At 42.8% G+C, this 19,139-nt stretch carries 22 protein-coding genes; 6 read left to right on the top strand and 16 right to left on the bottom strand.

The genetic code is table 11. The annotated features are described in order from the left end of the window. The first annotated feature begins 87 nt into the window (after nucleotides 1-87). Complete coding sequence (locus tag H7968_RS09890) at nucleotides 88-663, top strand: LysE/ArgO family amino acid transporter (RefSeq protein ID WP_264476694.1); 576 nt, start codon at nucleotides 88-90, stop codon at nucleotides 661-663. A 32-nt stretch (nucleotides 664-695) separates the two neighbouring features. On the opposite strand, the gene H7968_RS09885 is transcribed toward H7968_RS09890, so the two are convergent. From H7968_RS09885 to H7968_RS09865, 6 genes are all read right to left on the bottom strand, one after another. Continuing rightward, entirely contained in the window at nucleotides 696-1,580 is an 885-nt protein-coding gene (locus H7968_RS09885) for a PhzF family phenazine biosynthesis protein (protein WP_227395992.1), read from the bottom strand. Nucleotides 1,581-1,741: 161 nt separating this feature from the next. Then, nucleotides 1,742-1,873, bottom strand: a complete 132-nt coding sequence (locus tag H7968_RS18015) for a hypothetical protein (protein ID WP_264476693.1) — start codon at nucleotides 1,871-1,873, stop codon at nucleotides 1,742-1,744. A gap of 141 nt (nucleotides 1,874-2,014) precedes the next feature. Next, complete coding sequence (locus tag H7968_RS09880; RefSeq protein ID WP_227395991.1) at nucleotides 2,015-2,809, bottom strand: S26 family signal peptidase; 795 nt, start codon at nucleotides 2,807-2,809, stop codon at nucleotides 2,015-2,017. Next, a complete protein-coding gene (locus H7968_RS09875; RefSeq protein ID WP_227395990.1) occupies nucleotides 2,802-3,347 on the bottom strand; it encodes a sigma-70 family RNA polymerase sigma factor in 546 nt (181 codons plus the stop codon). Before H7968_RS09875 ends, H7968_RS09880 begins: the two co-directional genes overlap by 8 nt. Nucleotides 3,348-3,735: 388 nt before the next feature. Further along, nucleotides 3,736-4,716, bottom strand: a complete 981-nt coding sequence (locus tag H7968_RS09870) for a bile acid:sodium symporter family protein (protein WP_227395989.1) — start codon at nucleotides 4,714-4,716, stop codon at nucleotides 3,736-3,738. After that, on the bottom strand, nucleotides 4,691-6,103 hold the full coding sequence (locus H7968_RS09865; protein WP_227395988.1) for an FAD-binding oxidoreductase: 1,413 nt from the start codon (nucleotides 6,101-6,103) through the stop codon (nucleotides 4,691-4,693). The genes H7968_RS09870 and H7968_RS09865 overlap by 26 nt, the downstream gene beginning before the upstream one ends. Nucleotides 6,104-6,209: 106 nt before the next feature. Here H7968_RS09865 and H7968_RS09860 point away from each other — a divergent pair, with 106 nt between their 5' ends. Then, nucleotides 6,210-6,899, top strand: coding sequence for a FadR/GntR family transcriptional regulator (locus tag H7968_RS09860; RefSeq protein ID WP_227395987.1), 690 nt, complete (start codon nucleotides 6,210-6,212; stop codon nucleotides 6,897-6,899). A 290-nt stretch (nucleotides 6,900-7,189) separates the two neighbouring features. Here the strand turns inward: H7968_RS09860 and H7968_RS09855 are convergent, their stop codons facing one another. Then, entirely contained in the window at nucleotides 7,190-7,777 is a 588-nt protein-coding gene (locus H7968_RS09855; RefSeq protein ID WP_227395986.1) for a TetR/AcrR family transcriptional regulator, read from the bottom strand. Nucleotides 7,778-7,907: 130 nt separating this feature from the next. On the opposite strand from H7968_RS09855, the gene H7968_RS09850 reads away from it, so the two are divergent. Then, nucleotides 7,908-8,690 (top strand): SDR family NAD(P)-dependent oxidoreductase, encoded by a 783-nt coding sequence (locus H7968_RS09850; protein ID WP_227395985.1) that lies wholly within the window; start codon nucleotides 7,908-7,910, stop codon nucleotides 8,688-8,690. A 61-nt stretch (nucleotides 8,691-8,751) separates the two neighbouring features. Here the strand turns inward: H7968_RS09850 and H7968_RS09845 are convergent, their stop codons facing one another. The 8 genes from H7968_RS09845 to H7968_RS09810 all read right to left on the bottom strand — a co-directional run bounded on the left by H7968_RS09845 (nucleotide 8,752) and on the right by H7968_RS09810 (nucleotide 14,909). Further along, nucleotides 8,752-9,207 (bottom strand): NUDIX domain-containing protein, encoded by a 456-nt coding sequence (locus H7968_RS09845; RefSeq protein WP_227395984.1) that lies wholly within the window; start codon nucleotides 9,205-9,207, stop codon nucleotides 8,752-8,754. A 332-nt stretch (nucleotides 9,208-9,539) separates the two neighbouring features. Continuing rightward, nucleotides 9,540-10,259 (bottom strand): DUF5643 domain-containing protein, encoded by a 720-nt coding sequence (locus tag H7968_RS09840; RefSeq protein WP_227395983.1) that lies wholly within the window; start codon nucleotides 10,257-10,259, stop codon nucleotides 9,540-9,542. Next, nucleotides 10,234-10,782, bottom strand: coding sequence for a sigma-70 family RNA polymerase sigma factor (locus H7968_RS09835; protein WP_227395982.1), 549 nt, complete (start codon nucleotides 10,780-10,782; stop codon nucleotides 10,234-10,236). Before H7968_RS09835 ends, H7968_RS09840 begins: the two co-directional genes overlap by 26 nt. Nucleotides 10,783-11,210: 428 nt before the next feature. Continuing rightward, nucleotides 11,211-12,539 carry an FtsW/RodA/SpoVE family cell cycle protein gene (locus H7968_RS09830; protein ID WP_227395981.1) on the bottom strand — a complete coding sequence of 443 codons (1,329 nt, stop codon included), beginning with the start codon at nucleotides 12,537-12,539 and terminating at the stop codon, nucleotides 11,211-11,213. 7 nt (nucleotides 12,540-12,546) lie between these two features. Next, on the bottom strand, nucleotides 12,547-12,954 hold the full coding sequence (locus tag H7968_RS09825; RefSeq protein WP_227395980.1) for a PadR family transcriptional regulator: 408 nt from the start codon (nucleotides 12,952-12,954) through the stop codon (nucleotides 12,547-12,549). Between the two features lie 4 nt (nucleotides 12,955-12,958). After that, nucleotides 12,959-13,492, bottom strand: coding sequence for a sigma-70 family RNA polymerase sigma factor (locus H7968_RS09820; RefSeq protein ID WP_227395979.1), 534 nt, complete (start codon nucleotides 13,490-13,492; stop codon nucleotides 12,959-12,961). Between the two features lie 180 nt (nucleotides 13,493-13,672). Further along, complete coding sequence (locus tag H7968_RS09815; RefSeq protein ID WP_227395978.1) at nucleotides 13,673-14,410, bottom strand: hypothetical protein; 738 nt, start codon at nucleotides 14,408-14,410, stop codon at nucleotides 13,673-13,675. Then, a complete protein-coding gene (locus tag H7968_RS09810; RefSeq protein ID WP_319799500.1) occupies nucleotides 14,403-14,909 on the bottom strand; it encodes an RNA polymerase sigma factor in 507 nt (168 codons plus the stop codon). Before H7968_RS09810 ends, H7968_RS09815 begins: the two co-directional genes overlap by 8 nt. 374 nt (nucleotides 14,910-15,283) lie before the next feature. Between H7968_RS09810 and H7968_RS09805 the strand changes: the two genes are divergently transcribed. Next, nucleotides 15,284-16,228, top strand: a complete 945-nt coding sequence (locus H7968_RS09805; protein WP_227395977.1) for an Ltp family lipoprotein — start codon at nucleotides 15,284-15,286, stop codon at nucleotides 16,226-16,228. Nucleotides 16,229-16,315: 87 nt separating this feature from the next. Next, the gene (locus H7968_RS09800) at nucleotides 16,316-16,516 is read left to right on the top strand and encodes a hypothetical protein (RefSeq protein WP_227395976.1); all 201 of its coding nucleotides are present in this window, start codon (nucleotides 16,316-16,318) and stop codon (nucleotides 16,514-16,516) included. A 67-nt stretch (nucleotides 16,517-16,583) separates the two neighbouring features. On the opposite strand, the gene H7968_RS09795 is transcribed toward H7968_RS09800, so the two are convergent. Continuing rightward, nucleotides 16,584-17,240, bottom strand: coding sequence for a pyridoxine/pyridoxamine 5'-phosphate oxidase (locus H7968_RS09795; RefSeq protein ID WP_227395975.1), 657 nt, complete (start codon nucleotides 17,238-17,240; stop codon nucleotides 16,584-16,586). Nucleotides 17,241-17,614: 374 nt separating this feature from the next. On the opposite strand from H7968_RS09795, the gene abc-f reads away from it, so the two are divergent. After that, a complete protein-coding gene (abc-f, locus tag H7968_RS09790) occupies nucleotides 17,615-19,066 on the top strand; it encodes a ribosomal protection-like ABC-F family protein (RefSeq protein WP_227395974.1) in 1,452 nt (483 codons plus the stop codon). The last annotated feature ends 73 nt before the right edge of the window (nucleotides 19,067-19,139 follow it).

Below are 19,139 nucleotides of genomic sequence, written 5' to 3'. Positions count from 1 at the left end.
CTTTACATGACCGTTTAAGATGAAACAAGTAAGGAGTGATCAATCATTTTAAGTGCATTTATTCACGGGTTTATTTTATCAGCGGCTTTGATTTTGCCGCTCGGTCCACAGAACATTTTTATTTTCAATCAGGGTGCAGCCCACAGGAAATTTGTGATGGCACTTCCTGTTGTCGTGACGGCCGCACTGTGTGACACGTTGCTGATTCTTATTTCCGTGTCAGGGGTTTCACTCGTTGTAATCGCTATCCCCCAGCTTCAAATCATTTTGTATAGTCTTGGCTTCATTTTTCTTATGTATATAGGATGGACGATCTGGCATTCAGATGCAGGGGATTCCGATCAGAAACAAGCCGTTCCGGTACAAAAGCAAATCCTGTTTGCTTTATCCATTTCCCTGCTCAATCCACACGCCATTTTAGACACGGTCGGGGTAATCGGCATTAACGCCGTTCAATACACAGAACGAACAGAACTCATTGCATTCGCTCTCGCATGCATTCTCGTTTCGTGGATCGCCTTCACACTACTCGCCATTATAGGCCGAATCGTCAAAACGATTGATAAAGAAGGAAAAGGGCTGAAAATCATCAACAAAATTTCAGCTGTCTCTATGTGGGGCATTGCCGGGTTTATATTGATTGAGGTTTTTCGAATGCTATGAGAAAAGCGTAGACTTGGGGTCAGACCCCAAGTCTACGCTATTTCAATCGTCTTAACATAAACAGCTGTTCCGGATATTGATACTTCAATACCATCATTAAATTGTTTCAAATGCACAAAAACTTGTCCGTCTTTGTTGATTTCATGCCCTTGTTCCACTTTTAATGTAGCCGGCAAAGGTAACGATGGATGAATAAATTGGTGATAGTATGCGCCCATGACTGCAGATGCAGTCCCTGTTACGGCGTCTTCAATGGTTCCTGAAGCCGGTGCAGAAAAGTGGCGTGCGTGCATGTGATTGTCAGCATCTCTCACCTCAAGACAAATGGGATGCACTGAAGCACTTGGTATTTCATTCAACACATCCGGAAAGCGCTCTGTATCGGGCTCCATTCGCTTAAAGCTTTCTAATCTTTTGATCGGAACGATTAATGTCCAGTTTCCTGTATTTCCGTATATAATCGGCAGATCATCGTCCAGTTCTTCTTCCTTCAGGCCGATTGCCTTTGCTACGTCAGCTTTTGATCCACCAAAGGGATGAAATTTCGACTGTGCCTGTTGCATTGTGATGAATATCTGACCGTTTTCTTCACGAAGGCTTATGGGCAAAATCCCTGCATTGGTTTCTATTGTTATCGTCGGTTGCTCTAGCAGCCCCTTCATATGTAAGCAGTAAACAGCACCAAGTGTCGCATGTCCGCATAAATTCATCTCAACCCCAGGCGTAAAATAACGAAGTCTGATATCAGCTCTTTGTGACGGAAGTATAAACGCAGTTTCATTAAACCCTGCTTTTTTCGCGATTTCAAGCATCTGTTCTGATGTATAATCCTCCCCATTCAGCACAACACCCGCTGGATTCCCTTTTTCCGGAATCGAACTGAAGGCCTCAATGTGTTCCACTTTCACTTTTATCAATCGTAACCCTCACCCTCCCATGACCTCACACGTTCCTTTCATATTTGATTATGAACTTCAGGGCTATGTTAAGGTTTAATGTCGATGTATTGATAAATAAGAATTCAAATAATATGAAAATCTCATTCATCATAATTTTATTAAAGTATTTTGAAATAGAACTACTCAAATACCTTGTTCTCTAAATTCTCAATTCTGTCTTTTAGTATTTTATTTTCTTTTTTAACCTGATGAGCTTCATAGAAAGCCCCGGCAGCAAGAGAAAATGCAAGCCACGCCCATAGCCAATCCAATATAAAACACCTCCAAATGTCTATGCTAGAAATGAAAATTCGATGATTTCTTGAACTTGGACAACCTAAACTTATCATATGTTTCGACAAATGGAATTAAATTTCCTTTAGTGATCACAGACTCTTACTCTACGCTTTTTTCTATTTGTAATACCCCAACACTTTCCCATACAGCTCAGAAACTTCTTGCGTGTGCTGCACGCCTCTGAACCAGTCGTCTCCTGCGAGGAATAATTCGTTTTCTCCGAGCTGGATTTTATCGATTGATTGAGTATAGATATCCTTCATTGCGTCCAGGTTTACAACGGCTCCACTTTCTTTTAAAGCCTCGTTGTATTCCTCAATCGAACCGAATCCCAATCTATGAACTTTCCCGTAGAAGGTGTCGAGTTTTTGGTCATTGATGTAGATTTGGCCTTCTTTTATTTCTACTGTTTCGCCTGGTAGACCGATCACTCTTGAAACGGTTATCTGCTTGCCGTCAAAAAAGTCATATTCATAAGCCACAACGTCACCTCTTGAAATATCTCCTGCTTCAATAGCCGAAGGGTCAATAACGAGCGGATAGACTGTATAATCATGGTTCCCTCTATCCATGGAATCACTCCCATAATCCAGTAACTCCAGGGGCTCTTCGTACGTTGAATACGTTTCAATTTCAGGTGAAGTGTCCTCATCCTTTATGACCGAAGCTTCCTCAGATGAAGAGGTTAGCTCCTGATGATTTTCCGTTACAACCGTGTACAGGAAAGTGGCGGTGAACACTAAAAGTATCGATAAAATAGCCGCATATTTAAAAGTCGCAAGGTTTCTTTTAAAGAAAGCAGGCGATGGATCAGACTTCTTCATGTCAATCAGGATCTGTTGCTTCAATTCATTTGTAAACCGGGGACGCTTGCCAATATGGTGGTCGATCTCGCGCTTCAGTCTATTCATCCAGCAGTCCCTCCCATGTCTCCACATCTAATTTCGTTCTAAGGATCTTTTTCGCTCGCCTCAGCCTGGTTTTAATCGTATTGTCAGAACAACTCAGCACACCACTCATTTCGGTAACGGATAACTCCTGATAATAATAAAGAATGATGACTTCTCTGTATTTAACCGGAAGCGCCAGCACACTTAGCGCGAGTTCATTTTCCTTCTCACGATGTTCAAATGATTTCTCCGGAGACTTTTCAGCAGACAAGAGATGCTTCATCGAAACAGACAGCATCGAGCGCTTATTTTTCCAGCTACGTAAATGGTCGTGACATTTATTGACGGTGATTTTGGCCAGATACGTTTTCAGAGAAGAACGGTTTTCAAACTGACTGGATTTTTGATAATAAGTAATAAACACTTCCTGCACCATATCCTCAGCTGCAGACCAATCCTTCACATACAGAAAAGCCAAGCGGATCAAATACTCGCCGTAGCCATCCATCACCTCTTCCATATGCGAATCACTCACGCACCCTTTTTCGGCCAAATTCATAAACACAACCCCCATCCCAACCTTCGTACCCTACAGACGCAAGTTTTCGTAAAATAGTTTCAACTTATTTCTATATTTTACAATACACGAAAAAAGACGATCGCTTGAGAGAAGCGATCGTCTTTTTTGTAGAGATGGGGCCAGTCCTTATTCGGGTTTCGGAACCAATACAATTCTCCTCTGGAACAGGACAATTATTTGTTGAAACGATACATTTCCGGGATGGAACATTACAAAAAAACGGCTTTGAAGGTACAACGATACAATTATAAGTTGAATCAATACATATATTTTTTCAAACAGTACAATAAAAAACTGAATCGATGCAAAAACTCAGGCGATCAGTACAATTTCTTTTCGCACATACGCACGTCCACCAACTCAACAACTACCGATTCACAACAGCGCTCTCCATTCCCTTCCCCTTCTCCTCTTCCTTTTCCACCACCGGCTTTTTAGACCAGATGCTGGCAAGGAGTGGGCCTGTGATGTTGTGCCAGATGGCGGCCCAGGCGCTTGGAAGTGCGGCTAGCGGGCTGAAGTGGGCTGCGGCGAGTGCGACGCCGAGGCCGGAGTTTTGCATGCCGACTTCAAGTGAGATGGCGCGTCGGTCGTCCTCTTTTAGACCAAGGCCCAGTGCAACGAGGTAGCCGAGCAGCAGGCCAAAGCCGTTATGGAGAAGGACTGCGACAAAGACGATCCAGCCGGCTGTCACTACATTTGCTCCGTTAGCGCCTGTCACGGCACCAACGATGATCAGGATGGCCGCCACAGAGATCAGCGGAATGACAGAAAGACTGGCATCCACTGCTTTTGGCGCGACCCGCTGGATGATGAAGCCGAGCACAATTGGGATAATGATCACTTGGAAAATGGACATAAACATTGCAGCTGCATCAACCGGCATCCACTGTCCGACTAGCAGAAGCAGCAGTAGCGGTGTCGCGATAGGTGCAAGCAGTGTTGATAAACTCGTCATCGCAACGGATAGTGCCAGGTTTCCTTTCGCGAGATACACCATAACATTGGAAGCTGTTCCGCCTGGCACGGATCCTAAAAGAACGAGTCCGGCTGCCAGTTCAGGAGGCAAATTCAGCGCAAATGCAATCGCAAAGGCAACAAGTGGCATAACAACAAACTGCGCCAGCACGCCTATGACAACTGGAATCGGACGCTTTGCCACAATTTTAAAATCGACCGGCTTTAACGTGAGCCCCATCCCAAACATGACGATCCCGAGAAGAATCGTGATGTAACCGCCAAATCCAGTGAAAAGCTCCGGTACAAAAAAGGCGATGAGCGCAACGGATACGACCAGCACAGCAAAGTACTTAGCTGCGAATTCACTTACTTTTGATAATAGATTCATGAACAACCTCTCCTTTTGACGGCAACAGCTTACCCGGATTTAAAATGCCTTTCGGATCAAGCGCCGATTTGATTTGCTGCATCACACCAAGCGCTGCACCGAACTCCTGCTCCATATATTTTTGCTTGCCGTAACCGACGCCATGCTCCCCAGTTGAGGTCCCATTTCGCGCAAGGCCATATGTAACAAGACTTTCATTGAATGTATTAGCGCGTGACACTTCGTCCTGATCTTCCATATCAATCATCAGGATAACGTGAAAGTTCCCGTCTCCCACGTGACCCGTGACGCCCCCGATCAGGTCAAATTCCTGAAGCTTTTCCTGCGCATAACGCACGGCTCCTGCGAGTGCAGAAATCGGCACGCATACGTCTGTGACCATCATTTTGCGGCCAGGAAAGCCGTGGATAAAAGAGTACGCAAGGTTATGACGCTCTTCCCATAAACGGTTGCGCTCAGCCTGACTTGATACGAATTCAATGGCATCGCAGTTGTACATATCAACGATTTCCTTCATAAACTCAACATCCTGAGCAAGTCCCGCTTCATTGCCGTGAAACTCCATAAACAATATAGGGATCTCAGGATAGCTCGTTTTCTGATGATGATTGAGCTGCTTGAGCGAGATTTCATCCAGCAGCTCCACTCTGGCAATCGGAATACCCGACTGAAGTAAGCTGACCACTGCCTGTACTGCATTTTCAACGGACGGGAAGGTCGCCCGTCCAGCCATTTCATACTCAGGAATGCCGTACACCTTTAGCGTAAGCTCCGTGATACATCCAAGTATCCCTTCTGATCCAACAAAAAGTCCGTTTAAATGAAGACCGGCTGAGGATTTAGCTGCCTTCGAACCAGTGTGAATGACCTCACCACTCGCCAGTACGACTTCAAGGTCGCGAACCTGATCCCGCATAATGCCGTAACGCACAGAAGTCGTTCCACTGGCGTTTGTGGCAGCCATGCCGCCAAGCGTGGCGTCCGCTCCCGGATCTACGGAGAAGAATAATCCGTGCTTCTTCAGCTCCCGGTTCAGCTGACTGCGCGTCACTCCAGGCTGGACTGTCACTAAAAGATCGTCCGGTGACACGTCGAGCACAGCATTCATTTCGCTAAAATCAATCGTGACACACTCCCGGACCGGCACCACATGACCTTCAAGGCTTGTTCCGAGACCAAACGGTACAACCGGAATGTCATATTTGGACGCCGATGCTAAAATGCGTGATGTGTCATCCGTCGAACGTGGAAAAACGACCACCTGAGTGAGCTGACCTTTATGATAGGACTCACCGGTAGAATGCTGCTCGCGCACAGTCTCATTTTCAGAGATCTGGTCTTTTTCTAAAAACTGATGTAAACTCTCTACAAATGCCGAAACTGACATACAATGAGTACCTCCTCACTCGAATTGGTCCAACCAATTTAGTCCCATTATACGTAATTATCTGAATTTTTCAAGAACATTTTTAGAGGGAGCTTATGACATCGCCATGGAAACTACACCAAAATATAAACAAGTCGTTGAACGCCTGTCACATGAATATCTAAACGGGGAAAAAGCCATCGGATATAAGCTGCCACCGGAACGTGAGCTTGCCAGGCATCTTAGGGTCAGCCGCACAGGTGTCCGGGAAGCTTTGCATTATTTGAGGGAAATTGGTGTTATTCATTCGAGGCAGGGCGGAGGCCATTATTTGCGAGTGGCACGACTTGAGGATGCTGCAGGGAATCAGGCGATGCTGAATGCGAAAGCAGATCCGACTCTAACAGCAGAAATGCTTGAGGTTCGAAGAGCACTTGAATGCGAAGCGGCATACCTTGCTTCGCTGCGCGCCACACCCGAGGACCTTGAAGAACTTAACGAATACTTGGAGCAGATGAAGCACGCAAAAACAGAAGAACAAGGAGCCAAAGCAGACACAGGCTTTCACCTGACCGTCCTGCGCAGCGCAAAAAATCGTTTATTGCTTAAGGCTGCAGATGAAATCGTGTCCCAGATGGAAAACAACATTGAAAACACACGCCGCCAACGCTTCAGCTCAGACGCCTCCCGCTATCAAACCACCCACGCAGAACACGAAGACATCTTCAAAGCCATCCGGGAAAAACGCGCAGATGATGCCAAACAGCTGATGCTTGAGCATTTGAACCGGGCTTATGAGGAAATTCAAGAACCGTAGACTTTGGGTCTGTCCCTTAGGTCTACGGTCGATGAGAGGTGTGATCGATACAATTCTGTTTTGGAACAGGACAATTATTTGTTGAAACGATACATTTCCGAGATGGAACATTACAAAAAATCACCTTCGCGGGTGCAACAATACAATAATAAGTTGAATCAATACATATATTTTTTCAAACAGTACAATAAAAAGCTGAAACGATACAATAACTCGGGCAAACCGTACAATTCCTTTCCACGCCATTTTCAGCCAGAGCACAAACTTCTATGACAAATCCACGCTCTATTTCAGTCAAGATACTGCACAAGCATATTTTCAACGAGCTCCATATAGTCCCCTTGATAGATGAGGTTTTTCTTAGCAACGAGCAGGGCCATGCCGTGGACCATGCTCCACATGAGGAGTGTTTTTTCTTTATGAGCGGCAGGATCAATGGAAGCTTCATCGAAGTAGTTTTTGGCACTTTCGCTAAAAACGTTAAAGGCATCGACCTGGCTATGGATTCCTGTTTTACTCACCTGTATCGGGATGGCACTGTCAGACATAAAGATAAACGAAAGGTATTCAGGCTTCTCCACTAAAAATTGCACGTATCTCTTACCCATTTCAATGATTTGAAGCTTCGGGTTCTCCGGATAGGCATTTACGGCGTCAGCAAGCGCTGAAGAAAATGACCTCCATACCTCTTGTGCAATTTCATGTATCAGTTCTTCCTTATTTTTAAAATGTCGATACGGTGCAGTATGACTGACCCCGCACAAGGCGGCTACTTTTCGGAGAGAAAAACCGTCAATTCCCTCTTTATTCAGCAGGACCAGTCCATTTTCAATAAGATCTTTTCTTAAATCTCCATGATGATACGTGTTGCTCGTCATATTGGATCCCTCTTTCCCCTGAATCTCTCACTCATTATAAAGTTAAATGTTGACGATGTAAACATTCGGCAGTATACTGAATTTACAGAAAAGTTTACACTGTCAACATTTTAAAAAGGAGTGATTGAATATGAACAGGACGGCACTTATTACAGGCGCATCAAGCGGAATTGGACTTGAATTTTCAAAGATCATGGCGAGAGAAGGATTCGATCTTGTACTGGTAGCCAGACGGCAGGATTTACTGGAAAACCTTAAGCGTGAACTCGAGGCAGCCCACCCGATTAAAGCGACAGTTATTGTGATGGATTTATCGGTGCACAAAAATGCTGAAAAGCTTTATGATACGGTTGCTTCAAGCGGTACACATATTGATGTTCTCGTTAATAACGCCGGCTTTGGAGATTACGGGGATTTTATCGAAACGGACCCGCAAAAAAATCACGATATGATTCAGGTCAACATTATGGCGTTAACTGCTTTAACTCGCCTTTTCAGCCCGGCTATGGTCGCGAGAAAACAAGGCGGCATTATCAACCTCGCCTCGATCGTTTCATTTCAGCCTGGACCATTAATGGCCGTCTATTACGCTTCAAAAGCATATGTTCTTTCATTTACAGAAGCGCTCGCAACCGAACTGAAGAACAGCGGCGTCAAAGTAACCGCCCTATGCCCCGGCCCGACCGAAACCGGTTTTTCAGAGGTAACGGGACTTGAAAAATCCGTCCTGTTCCAACGCTTTCAACCAGTCCCTGCATCAAAAGTTGCCGAATTCGGTTATCAGGCATGGAAAAAAGGCAAAATCGTCGCCATCTACGGCCTACCCAACAAATCACTCGTATTCGGTGAAAGATTTCTCCCACGAAACGTCACCAGCAACCTGATGAAATGGATGCAGAAGAAAGCCATGTGAGAGTAGAAAAAAGGTCTGTCCCTAAAGAGTTTGGAGACAGACCTCAGACTCTACACTCTTCTCATTTCTTTAACTGGTACTTCACGTAATCCCTCACATGTCCAACACCAACGTGCTGATCTCCAGCTAACACAATGTCACTTTCAAGGTCCAGCCAAAAATAGTTGAATTCCATCCCTTGATCCTGACCGGTTGATTTCACGATATGTCGCCAGCGATCCAGTCCTTCATCTTCAAGAAGGACTAAAAAGAAATGCCTCTTTTGAAACTCATGTTTGATCGGATGATCATAATATTCAAATAATATTTTTTCGAGAAGATGAAGGTTTTGATTTAAACCAGTTTCTTCTTCAATTTCTCTCATCATGGTAGACGTTAAGTTTTCATCAGAAGACTCAACCGTTCCGCCGGGGATTTGTATACCCGCTTCCGGAGCACCCGTCTGACTAAAAACGAGTAATTGCCAGTCGTTGTTTTTATTTCTCAAGATATAACTCAGTACTTTCTCTGTTGCCATGTTGATCCTCCAGGAACAATTTTAAGATTCAAAATGTAGATTTTATGTCTCCCTGAGTTCTAAGAGAGATGCGGGATATCGTTACAATTCTGTTTTCAAACAGGACAATTATTTGTTGAAACAGTACATTCCCGGGATGGAACATAACAAAAAAACGGCTTTGAAGGTGCAACAATACAATAAAAAGTTGAATCAGTACATATATTTTTTCAAACAGTACAATAAAAAGCTGAATCGATGCAAAAACTCGGGCAAACATGACAATTTCTTTTCGGACCATTTTCAGCCAGAGTGTAGAATCATAGACAGATCCTTTCCTTGTCTGACTATACCTACCTCTCATAAACCTTACCAGGCAATCCCGGACTTTTTACGATTTTGACACTTCCATCCCTCAGATCCACTTCAAGGCCTTCATACTCGAATATTTCAAAAGGCTTATCTGTGATGTAGCTGATGGTAGCCATAGGGATAAAGGTTATTTTTTCAGCTAAAGGATTCAAATCACTCAGAGTTGCGGTCCACCTGAGATCTTCCCTTGTTATATCATAATAGTAAGAATTTCCTCCATTATAAGGAACGTCGTATCGGTTCCCTCTATCGTCTATCGCAAATAATTCTGCTTCTACAGAAAAGGTCTCTGAATAAACATCAGGATCCACCAGCTGCTGATAGGCAATATCAACCTGATCACCCGACAACGAAACTTCTGTAAAATGAATATCAACATATTGTTCAGTCAGCGTTTCATCTAATGGATAAACGGCTTCTTCAGGTACTTCAGTGACTCCTGATCCAGCACCATTCAAATATTCCACATTTACAAATGGCAAGTAAGACAATATCTGCTGACCTGTTGGTGTCGTATATATTAATGTTCCGCTTAGTCCAATAAATAGCAGCGCTGCTGATGTATGTTTTCCATACCTTGTTCTCTTCGTTTTTCTTACATTATGATTAAATACAGAATGATTAATGATCTGATTTAGCCGATCCTCCGGCAATGGAGTAGAATTAATGGCACATTTAATTGAATCTCTTTCCAGATTCATCCTCATACACTCCCTTCAATTTACTTTTCAAACTCGACAACCCTCTGTGAATATTGGTTTTAACCGTTCCAATGGGGCAATCTAATACATTTGCGATATCCTGGATCGACAAATCCTGATAAAAACGAAGCATTAGTGCCGTCTTATATTTATCAGGAAGTGCTTCAAGCGCACCCTTTACGTCCATTCCATGCGCAAGCGTACCTGAAAAGTCCTGATGTCCAGGTTGCTTTAAAAGTTCAATCATCAAATTCAACCGCTTACCCTTTCTTTTTACCGACAAGGATTCATTAATACAAATCCTCGTAAGCCAGGTTGAAAAGTATTCAGGTTTCTTTAACTGATGGATCGATTCAATGCATTTCAGAACCGTCTGCTGAAAAATCTCCACCGCTTCATCTTCATTTCTCACATAAGCAAAAGCCATCCGGTAAAGCTTTGATTTCTCAGCATGCAACAACTCCTGCAGCGCATACCGGTCACCACCGATCGCGCGTTTCACTCTATCAAGATCATGCTCCAATAGGCTCAACTCCTTTGACTATTAGAGTAACGTCAGCAGGAAAACGTTTCATAAAATTAAAATATGGACAAATCTATTCGTTTTCTCATTGAAAATAAGTCTACTACTCTGCGTGTCATTATTTTCAAAAAATAGTAAAATGCAGATATAAAAATAATTATATATCAAAAATTACAATATATATGGAGATATATTTGTAGAGGAAATGACCTGTGCAGGCTTTAGTAAATGAAGAAAAACAGTCAAACTATTTATCAACTATATATCTGTGATGGCACCGAATCAATTAAACGTGAATACAAAATGAAGCGTAGACTTTAAGAACAGACCCCGACACTACAAACGAATAAGATCCCGATGAGTAGCAATTACTCATCGGGATCTTTGGATTGTAAACTCAATGCAGACTTCATGGACAGACATCAACTCTACGTTGCTCTCAGCCCTGCTCCAACCAAACTCTTCCTCCGATACACACTCAACACAACCCCCATTACAAAAGCATTTAGAACGGTTGGCATTACACCATAACTAATGAATGGAAGGGAGATGGATGTGAGCGGCAACAGCCCCAGGATCATGGCGATGTTATAGATGAACGGTACGATAAAAAGCGCCAGTCCGCCTGCGAGAAGCAGGGTGCCGAATGATTGTTTAATGCCGCGCGAAACCATCAGTATTCTAGCTGCAAAAAGTGCCAGCACGAGTACGATGAAGAACGCAAACACATAGCCGAAATGATACGTCATGCTCACAAACACATAATCTGTATGTGCTGCGGGGATAAATTGATAATTCTCCACGCCGCCAAACCATTTAGCTGACAACAATAACTCTTCTAATTTCAAATATAAATAACCCGATCCTTCTGCATTTGCCTCCGGGTTCAGAAAGCCCGAGAGTCTGGTCCGCTGGTATTCTTCAGCTGAAAACCAGAAGAATACTCCTCCAATAAACAATAAACCTAAAGGTACAACAGTCATTGCCAACACTGTCTTCTTTCTAAACTGACTCCACCAGAGCATGACAAACACCATTGCGGTATAAATAAATGACACTGATAGGCTGGAAATGAAAAAAAACAAGCACGATGAGAATAAAAATAATACGCAGATTTGCCAAACCTTCATTCTTTTGTTATTCAGGAATGATGCCCATGCAATAAAGAAAAATGGCAGAGCCAGCAAACCTTCAAAAAAGACCCAGCTGAGATAAAAGAACGGGACAGCCATCGCACCTTCAATTGTCATCTCACCCAAAAATACAGTCGCCTGTCCATTGATCGCTTCCATTGGAATGTAACTCAGCAGCAGAAATATCAACAAAAGCCCTATCCCAAAAAAATAAAACACCCAGCCAAACTTCTCAAGTTTCCGGTAATCAAACAGCATCATGCCAACCGCTGCTGCAATCCCAAGCATAACAATAATGAACTTATCAACCAAAAATGCTTCTGTATACCCTAAAGAAACGACCGGCACAAAACCAATTCCCATCGCAACCACCAACAAACCAATCAGAACCCAATCCACCTTCGGCTTATGCAGCCTGTTCAGCTCCTGTCCCAGTTTGACCGGACTACCCATTTCGTCAACCGCCTTACCTTCTGCCGCTTCCTCACTCATTCCCTTTTGCACCCACATGCTTTTTGCATTTTTTAAATGGTAGGTCAGTTCCGCTGTGACGAATTCTCTGGCTTCCCTGGATTTTATATGATGCGTCACTTCTTTTAAAAAATGATCCCCTTTGTTTTTCAAATTCGTCTCACTCCTGTATGAGTTCTTTTAAATCGAAAGATGTCTTCGCAGAAGGTTTTTCAGCCTTACGTAAGATTTTTCTTCCTCTATCATTTAGCTGATAATATTTCGCGCCTTCTTGATCCCAGCCTGATTGAATCAGCTGCTTTTGTTCGAGACGATGAAGCATCGTGTATAACGAGCCTTCATTTCCATCAAAACGCTGGACCCCTCTTCCACGCAGGAGCTGTGACAGTTCAAAGCCTGTTTTCTCTGAGCTGAGCAGCTGAAGGACGGCCAGCAGAAGATCCTCCTCCCTTTCACTGGACTGACTGATTTTTTGATGAACCTGTTTTCGGTGCTGGTCAGAAAAATTCAAATGCTTAAAGGTCGTTTGGTTCATTGAGTGGCGCAGTTTTTTTAACCGATCCTCCATTTGATCATTCCTCCAATTCTTCCTTCAGAAGTTCCTTGGCTCTTCTGAGTCTTGTTTTAACCGTGTTTTCCTTTACATCAATGACGGTCGCGATCTCCTTTATGGGCCGCTCTTCAAAATAAAAGAGATAAATCACTTCCCGATATTTAACCGGCAGCTCCATGACAGCGGATGCCAGCCGTTGATCCTCTTCATGTTGAATCACAGCCTGTTCGATACCTTCTTGCCGCTCACCCGTAAATGCAGGTTCGCTCTCTGATACAATCACCTTATTGTTGTACCAGCTTTTTAGATAATCCTTACAATGATTAATCGCAATGCGCCACAGCCACGTTCTCAGCTGCGCTTTCCCTTTATATGTATGAAGTGACTGATAGCATTTCACAAAAATATCCTGAGTTAAATCCTCCGCAAGCTCTGTGTTACCAACGTACGAATACACAAGCTGCAAAATATCCTGCCCATACCGCTGCATCAGCTCATCCATCAAAATTTCCTTATCCTCTATCTCAAACACCTCAACCATCAACTCATCCACCTCAGAACCCCCCTTCCACATAATAGACGACGCCAGGGGCTGGAAAGTTTTTGTGATTATAAAAAAGTAGACCAGTGTAGACTTTAGGAACAGACCTCAAGTCTACACTGGCCCACGTTAGATCTCAGGAACAGACCCCAAAACTCTACCTTTTAAATAATTCGTATTTTTCTATGTCAGTTACCATTTGATACTCTCAGCTATTTGAATCATCTCGGCTTCAATTATATCAGGTTCATTCTCTGCACTTTCTCCTCGACCTGTACTCATTACGACTAATGTCCAGCTGTCTTTTTCAATATATAACGCAAAGCTATCTGGTTCACTAGTACCTAAGATTTTACCTTTTATACCATTGATATCAACATCTCTATCAATTGCTGTCCCATCAGCTGTTTCTGCGGAGAAGTTTACCTGTGATTCAGGGTTATTAGTAACAAACAAATCATAATTTCTATCTTGAGTAGACAGGTTGTATGAAAGCCCGGAAAAATGATTAGCTTGGTCTACAAAAGCATTATATTTAAAAAGTTCAGTATTGCTTATTGCTTCAACTTCTATAAATTTTTCTGGAAATGGCACTGAAACATCGAATGCCTTTTCTACTTCAGATAACGAGGTAAACACAGCTTCATCATAGATTGAAACATTACTAACTTCGTATCCGAATGACATTTCCTTTACATTCGCCCGCTCTTCAAAAGTTGAAACTTGAAATAACCCTTGAAACGTTGCCTGCCCAGAAGGAGAGAAAATGAACCCCAATCCCAATATAGATAGGGTCATAGCGGCAACCCATGGATTTCTAAATTTTAATTTCCGCTTCTCTGATCTGGCCTTTCTCACACCCATTTTTGATCTTTCATGCAGATGATCAGGAATCTTAATTTTTTCTATTTCTTCTTTTATGTTATTCACACAAATCCCCCTCTTTGAAATCATGTCGAAGTTTTCTGATCGCACGATAAAAGATCGTTTTTGCCGTTCCTAAGGGTATATCCAGCAAGTCAGCTATTTCTTTAAACGAATAACCTTCGTAATATCTTAAAATCACCATGCTTTTTTCATCTTCATTTAATTGATCAATCATGTACTGCAATGTAATGGAAAGACTAATGTCGTTTACACCAGTATCTTGTAACGTCTCTTCATACTGTGGATTAAGTTGAACTACCCTTTTATTTTTTCTAACGAGATCAATTGAACAGGTAATCGCAATCTTTAATAACCAGGTCTTAAAAAACTCCGGATTCTTCAAAGTATCAATCTTTTTAAAAGAACGATAAGCTACTTCCTGAACAACATCCAACGCATCATTTTCATTTTTCACATAAATATAAGCGATCCGGTAAATCTCTTTCTCATATTCCTGAAATAACTTTAAGAAGGCTTTATCGTCACCCTTTTTAGCCTTTATAACCAGCTTTATAATCTGAAATCACCCCTTTTTAATTTGCCTTACGCTTATTAGACAATTTAATCTTTATTTTAGCTTTAATTATTGGAAATATTTTAAGATCTCAGGTACAGACCTCAAGTCTACACTGATCTACTGTAGCACCTCTTTATTTTTTTGAAAATATTCCTAAAACCATTTGTGTTTAAAATAGGTAACCTTTACAATATAAATAAGTCAAAATATTCAGTATTTAATTTTACATAATAGCCAATAGACACCTTGCAGAGAATGATTAATAAACATAGAAGCGTTGCGACCGTTCAGTTTTTGATGTTAGGAATAATAGAAACCTTTCCTGGTTTCTATGAAATACATCAAAAGGAGGAACTGACATGGATGATTTATTTGCATTGTTGCTGCTTGTGTCTATGCTGGCGTTAATAGTTGGTCTGGTGAAGCCTGGACTTGTTTTGAAATGGGTGCCAAGTGGTGAGAGGAGCAGAAAAAAAGTCCTTTTTTATTTTGGATCTTCTATGCTCATATTTTTTGTTTTGTTTGGAGTAACCGTTGAACCTGCTGAAGAAGATGTTGCTGGAATTGAAGAAGCTGCCGCTGAAGAAGAAGCACAACGATTAGCTGATGAAGAAGATCAGGAAGCGGAAAAACAGGCTGAGGCTGAAGAAGCCGAACGTATAGCAGAAGAGGAAGCTGAAAAAGCATCAATGGAAGAGGCTGAGAGGTTAGCTGAAGAAGAGGCTGAACGTCTGGCTCAGGAAGAAGCAGAGAGATTAGCCGCCGAAGAAGCGGAACGTGAGGCGGAAGAGGAAGCCGAGAGACTAGCTGCTGAGGAAGCCGAACGCCTGGCAGCTGAAGAAGCTGAAAAACTGGCAGCTGAAAATGCTGCAACAGCTTCTCAGCAACAGGCTGTAAGCATGGCGGAAAGCTATCTCGCTTACACCGCTTTTTCAAAAACCGGATTAATTGAACAGTTGGAATTTGAAGGCTTAGATAACGCTGATGCTACATACGCTGTAGAAAACATCAGTGTCGACTGGCCTGGACAGGCAATTTTAATGGCACAAAGTTACCTCGATTACACTGCTTTCTCTAAAATCGGGCTAATTGACCAGCTCATTTTTGAAGGATTCGATCAGGCTGACGCCACATATGGTGTAGAAAGCATTAGCGTGGATTGGAGAGAACAGGCAGTCGCCATGGCGCAAAACTATCTGGACTACACCGCTTTCTCAAGAGCCGGATTAATTGATCAACTGGTCTTTGAAGGATTCAGTCTGAAAGATGCCACATACGCTGTGGATACGGTAGGGTTGTTTTAACAACCTGGGGACACTGGATCAGTAATGCTGTGTCCCCTCTTTTAATATATTTTAACAAGTATGTTCAGTAGATCAGGAGGGTTTTTATTGTATAGCGAAATGTACGGAAGCATTGGTTCAGCACTTTTAACATTGGTTATTTGGTGGGGAGTATTTTTTGCATTTCAGCGAATTGTTTATTGGTACCCGGGTAAAAACAGCTGGAAAAAGGATATCATTGTGACCTTTTTTCAAAGTCTGATTGTTTTACTCGTATTGCCAGTGCTGGCGCATTTTTTTGGAAGGTAAAAGAAGGACGTATATCCTGAATCATTCGTTAATCAAATGATTCAGGATATACGTCCCCATGATTCAGTCAAGGTGCCAGCCGCTTCTTCACCCACTGGCCATTCTGTAAAAAATATTTCAATCTGATGTGCAGCCTTTCTTCGTCTGCCTGCCAGAATTCCACTTCACTGACTTGCACCCGGTAGACGGTCCAATCCTTAGCGATAATAGCAGGATCTTTTTCAAGGTTTAATAATTGACGATTCAATTCTCCCTCAAAGGCACTTTGACTATCAATCAACTTACTTTGATTCCCCGTCAGAGCAATGGCACGCGCCATTTTTCCTCTTTTTAAAAAGTCCCGCGCATTGAATTCTTCATTCATCTTTACGGCCTGTCCGCGGATTCTGATTTGCCGGCCAACCTCCGACCAGTAAAAACTTAAGCAGACTGCCGGATTCCCGTCCAGCTGCCTCCCTTTTTCACTTCCGGTACCGGTGGCAAAATACCAGCTTTCTTCATCCGTGTCCTTCAGGCTCAGTACTCTCGCATCCGGCCTTCCATCCGCATCCACAGTGGAAAGCGTCATCGCATGAGGCTCATGAACATGATAATCAAGCGCTACCTGAAACCATTCCAAAAACAGATCCATTGGTGACGCCGGACTTTGCTCCACTTTAAATTCAGGAAACGGCCCCAAAAGCGTTTTGCTATTTCTAATCTGCTCCCTCACATCTTTACCCACTCAACATTCAGCTCCCTGCTCTATGTAAATGAACCATTTCACAAAAAGAAAGCCTTACATTCACATTAAAATTTATGCAGAGCGCGTAGTCAAGCTGGGACTATAAATCCGTTGCCTTCCACCACCCGATTCCCTTATACTAAACCTAACTCACAAGAAGGGATGATGGATGGCAGATGAGCAACTAATTCTATTTTAAACGTCAAAATGTATACGCATTTTTACGAGAAAAAATAGGATCAGTCTGTCCATATGTATTCCTTTACGAACGATAAAGGCTTATTTATGTATACACTTATCCTTCCGCTTTCGCGCGGGAGGATTTTTTTGAAAATGCGTGTACCTCCCATTCACTTTAACTGGAGGTTTTATGTATGCCGATTGAATTAAAAAATGTACGATTTAACTATGATTTACTTGATCAGCCACTATTTGATGATGTTTCGCTCACATTGGATGAGTCGTGGAGGCTTGGTCTGATTGGACGGAATGGACGCGGAAAGACGACGCTGCTTAAGCTTTTGATGGGTCAGCTGGACTATGAAGGGGAAATTGTAACGAATCTTGACTTTGTATACTTCCCGCTACCGATCATGAGTCCAGAGCTTCCAGTGTATACAGCGATTGATGAGGTGATGCCTCTTGAACTGTGGAAGCTCGAACGGGAGTGTCAGCTGCTCGGGATGAATAAGGCGATTATCTGGGAGCCGTTTTCTAAGCTTTCAGGTGGTGAGCAGACACGCGTTATGCTGGCCGCTCTTTTCTGTGACAATGACCGGTTCGCTCTGCTCGATGAACCCACCAACCATCTGGATCTGCAGGGTCGACGTCAGTTGGCCGATTATTTACAAAAGAAGCGTGGCTATATTGTGGTCAGTCACGATCGCCATTTTTTAGATACTGTCATTGATCACACGCTTGTGATTGAACGTAGCCAAATCGCTCTGTATCACGGGGATTTTTCAACGTATGAGGAACAAAAGCAGTTTCAGGATCAATTTGAGCTCGATCAAAACAAGTCTTTGAAATCCGAGATTGCACGTATTGAACAATCTGCAAAAGAAAAATCAAACTGGGGACTCGAGCGTGAGAAACCGTCCGGTAATGATCCATTCGGAAATGCGATTGCAAAAAGGATGATGAAACGAGGGAAAGCCATTGAACAACGTGCTGCCGCTAAAATTGAAGAAAAGAAGAAGCTGCTTAAAAATATTGAAAAGATCAGTGACCTGACCATTCACTGTGTGCGAACTCACCGAAATCCCGTCCTGCGCGTAAAGAATTTCACCTTAAGGTATGGTGATGAGCCGCTATTTGAACCGATTTCGTTTGAGCTGTTTCAAGGTGAACAAGTGGCCATCACGGGTCCAAACGGTTCCGGAAAAACAACGTTGCTCCATTATCTTCAAGGGAAGCGTGACGGCGTAAAAGCAAGCGGGGAAATCCTGATTCCTCAGGGCATCACCAAAAGCACCGTCTCACAAACAGCTACTCATCACGGGCTATTAAAGGACTTTGCCGAAAAACACGCAATCGATTACTCTCTTTTTCTTAACCATCTACGCATCCTCGGGTTTACCAGAGACGTTTTTCAGGTACCCATTGAGGAAATGAGCGAGGGACAAAAGAAAAAAGTAGAGCTTTCCAAATCTCTCGGTATTGAAGCAGAATGGTATCTATGGGATGAACCGCTCAACTATTTAGACGTTTATAACCAGCAGCAGCTCGAGAAAATGATCAAGGAACATCAGCCAACATTATTGTTTGTTGAGCATGATCATGTTTTTGTGGAGAGAGTTGCTTGTAAGGTTGTAGAGTTGAAGTAGAGGTTCAAATATACAGGAACGCAAATGTTCAATCATTAGCTAATGAATCGATTCATATTTTGCGTTCCTGTAT

The sequence above is a fragment of the Jeotgalibacillus aurantiacus genome (assembly GCF_020595125.1).
GTDB classification, from domain to species: Bacteria; Bacillota; Bacilli; order Bacillales; family Jeotgalibacillaceae; genus Jeotgalibacillus; species Jeotgalibacillus aurantiacus.
Note: the sequence above shows the minus strand (reverse complement) of the source record. Positions and strands in the feature narration are given on the sequence as shown.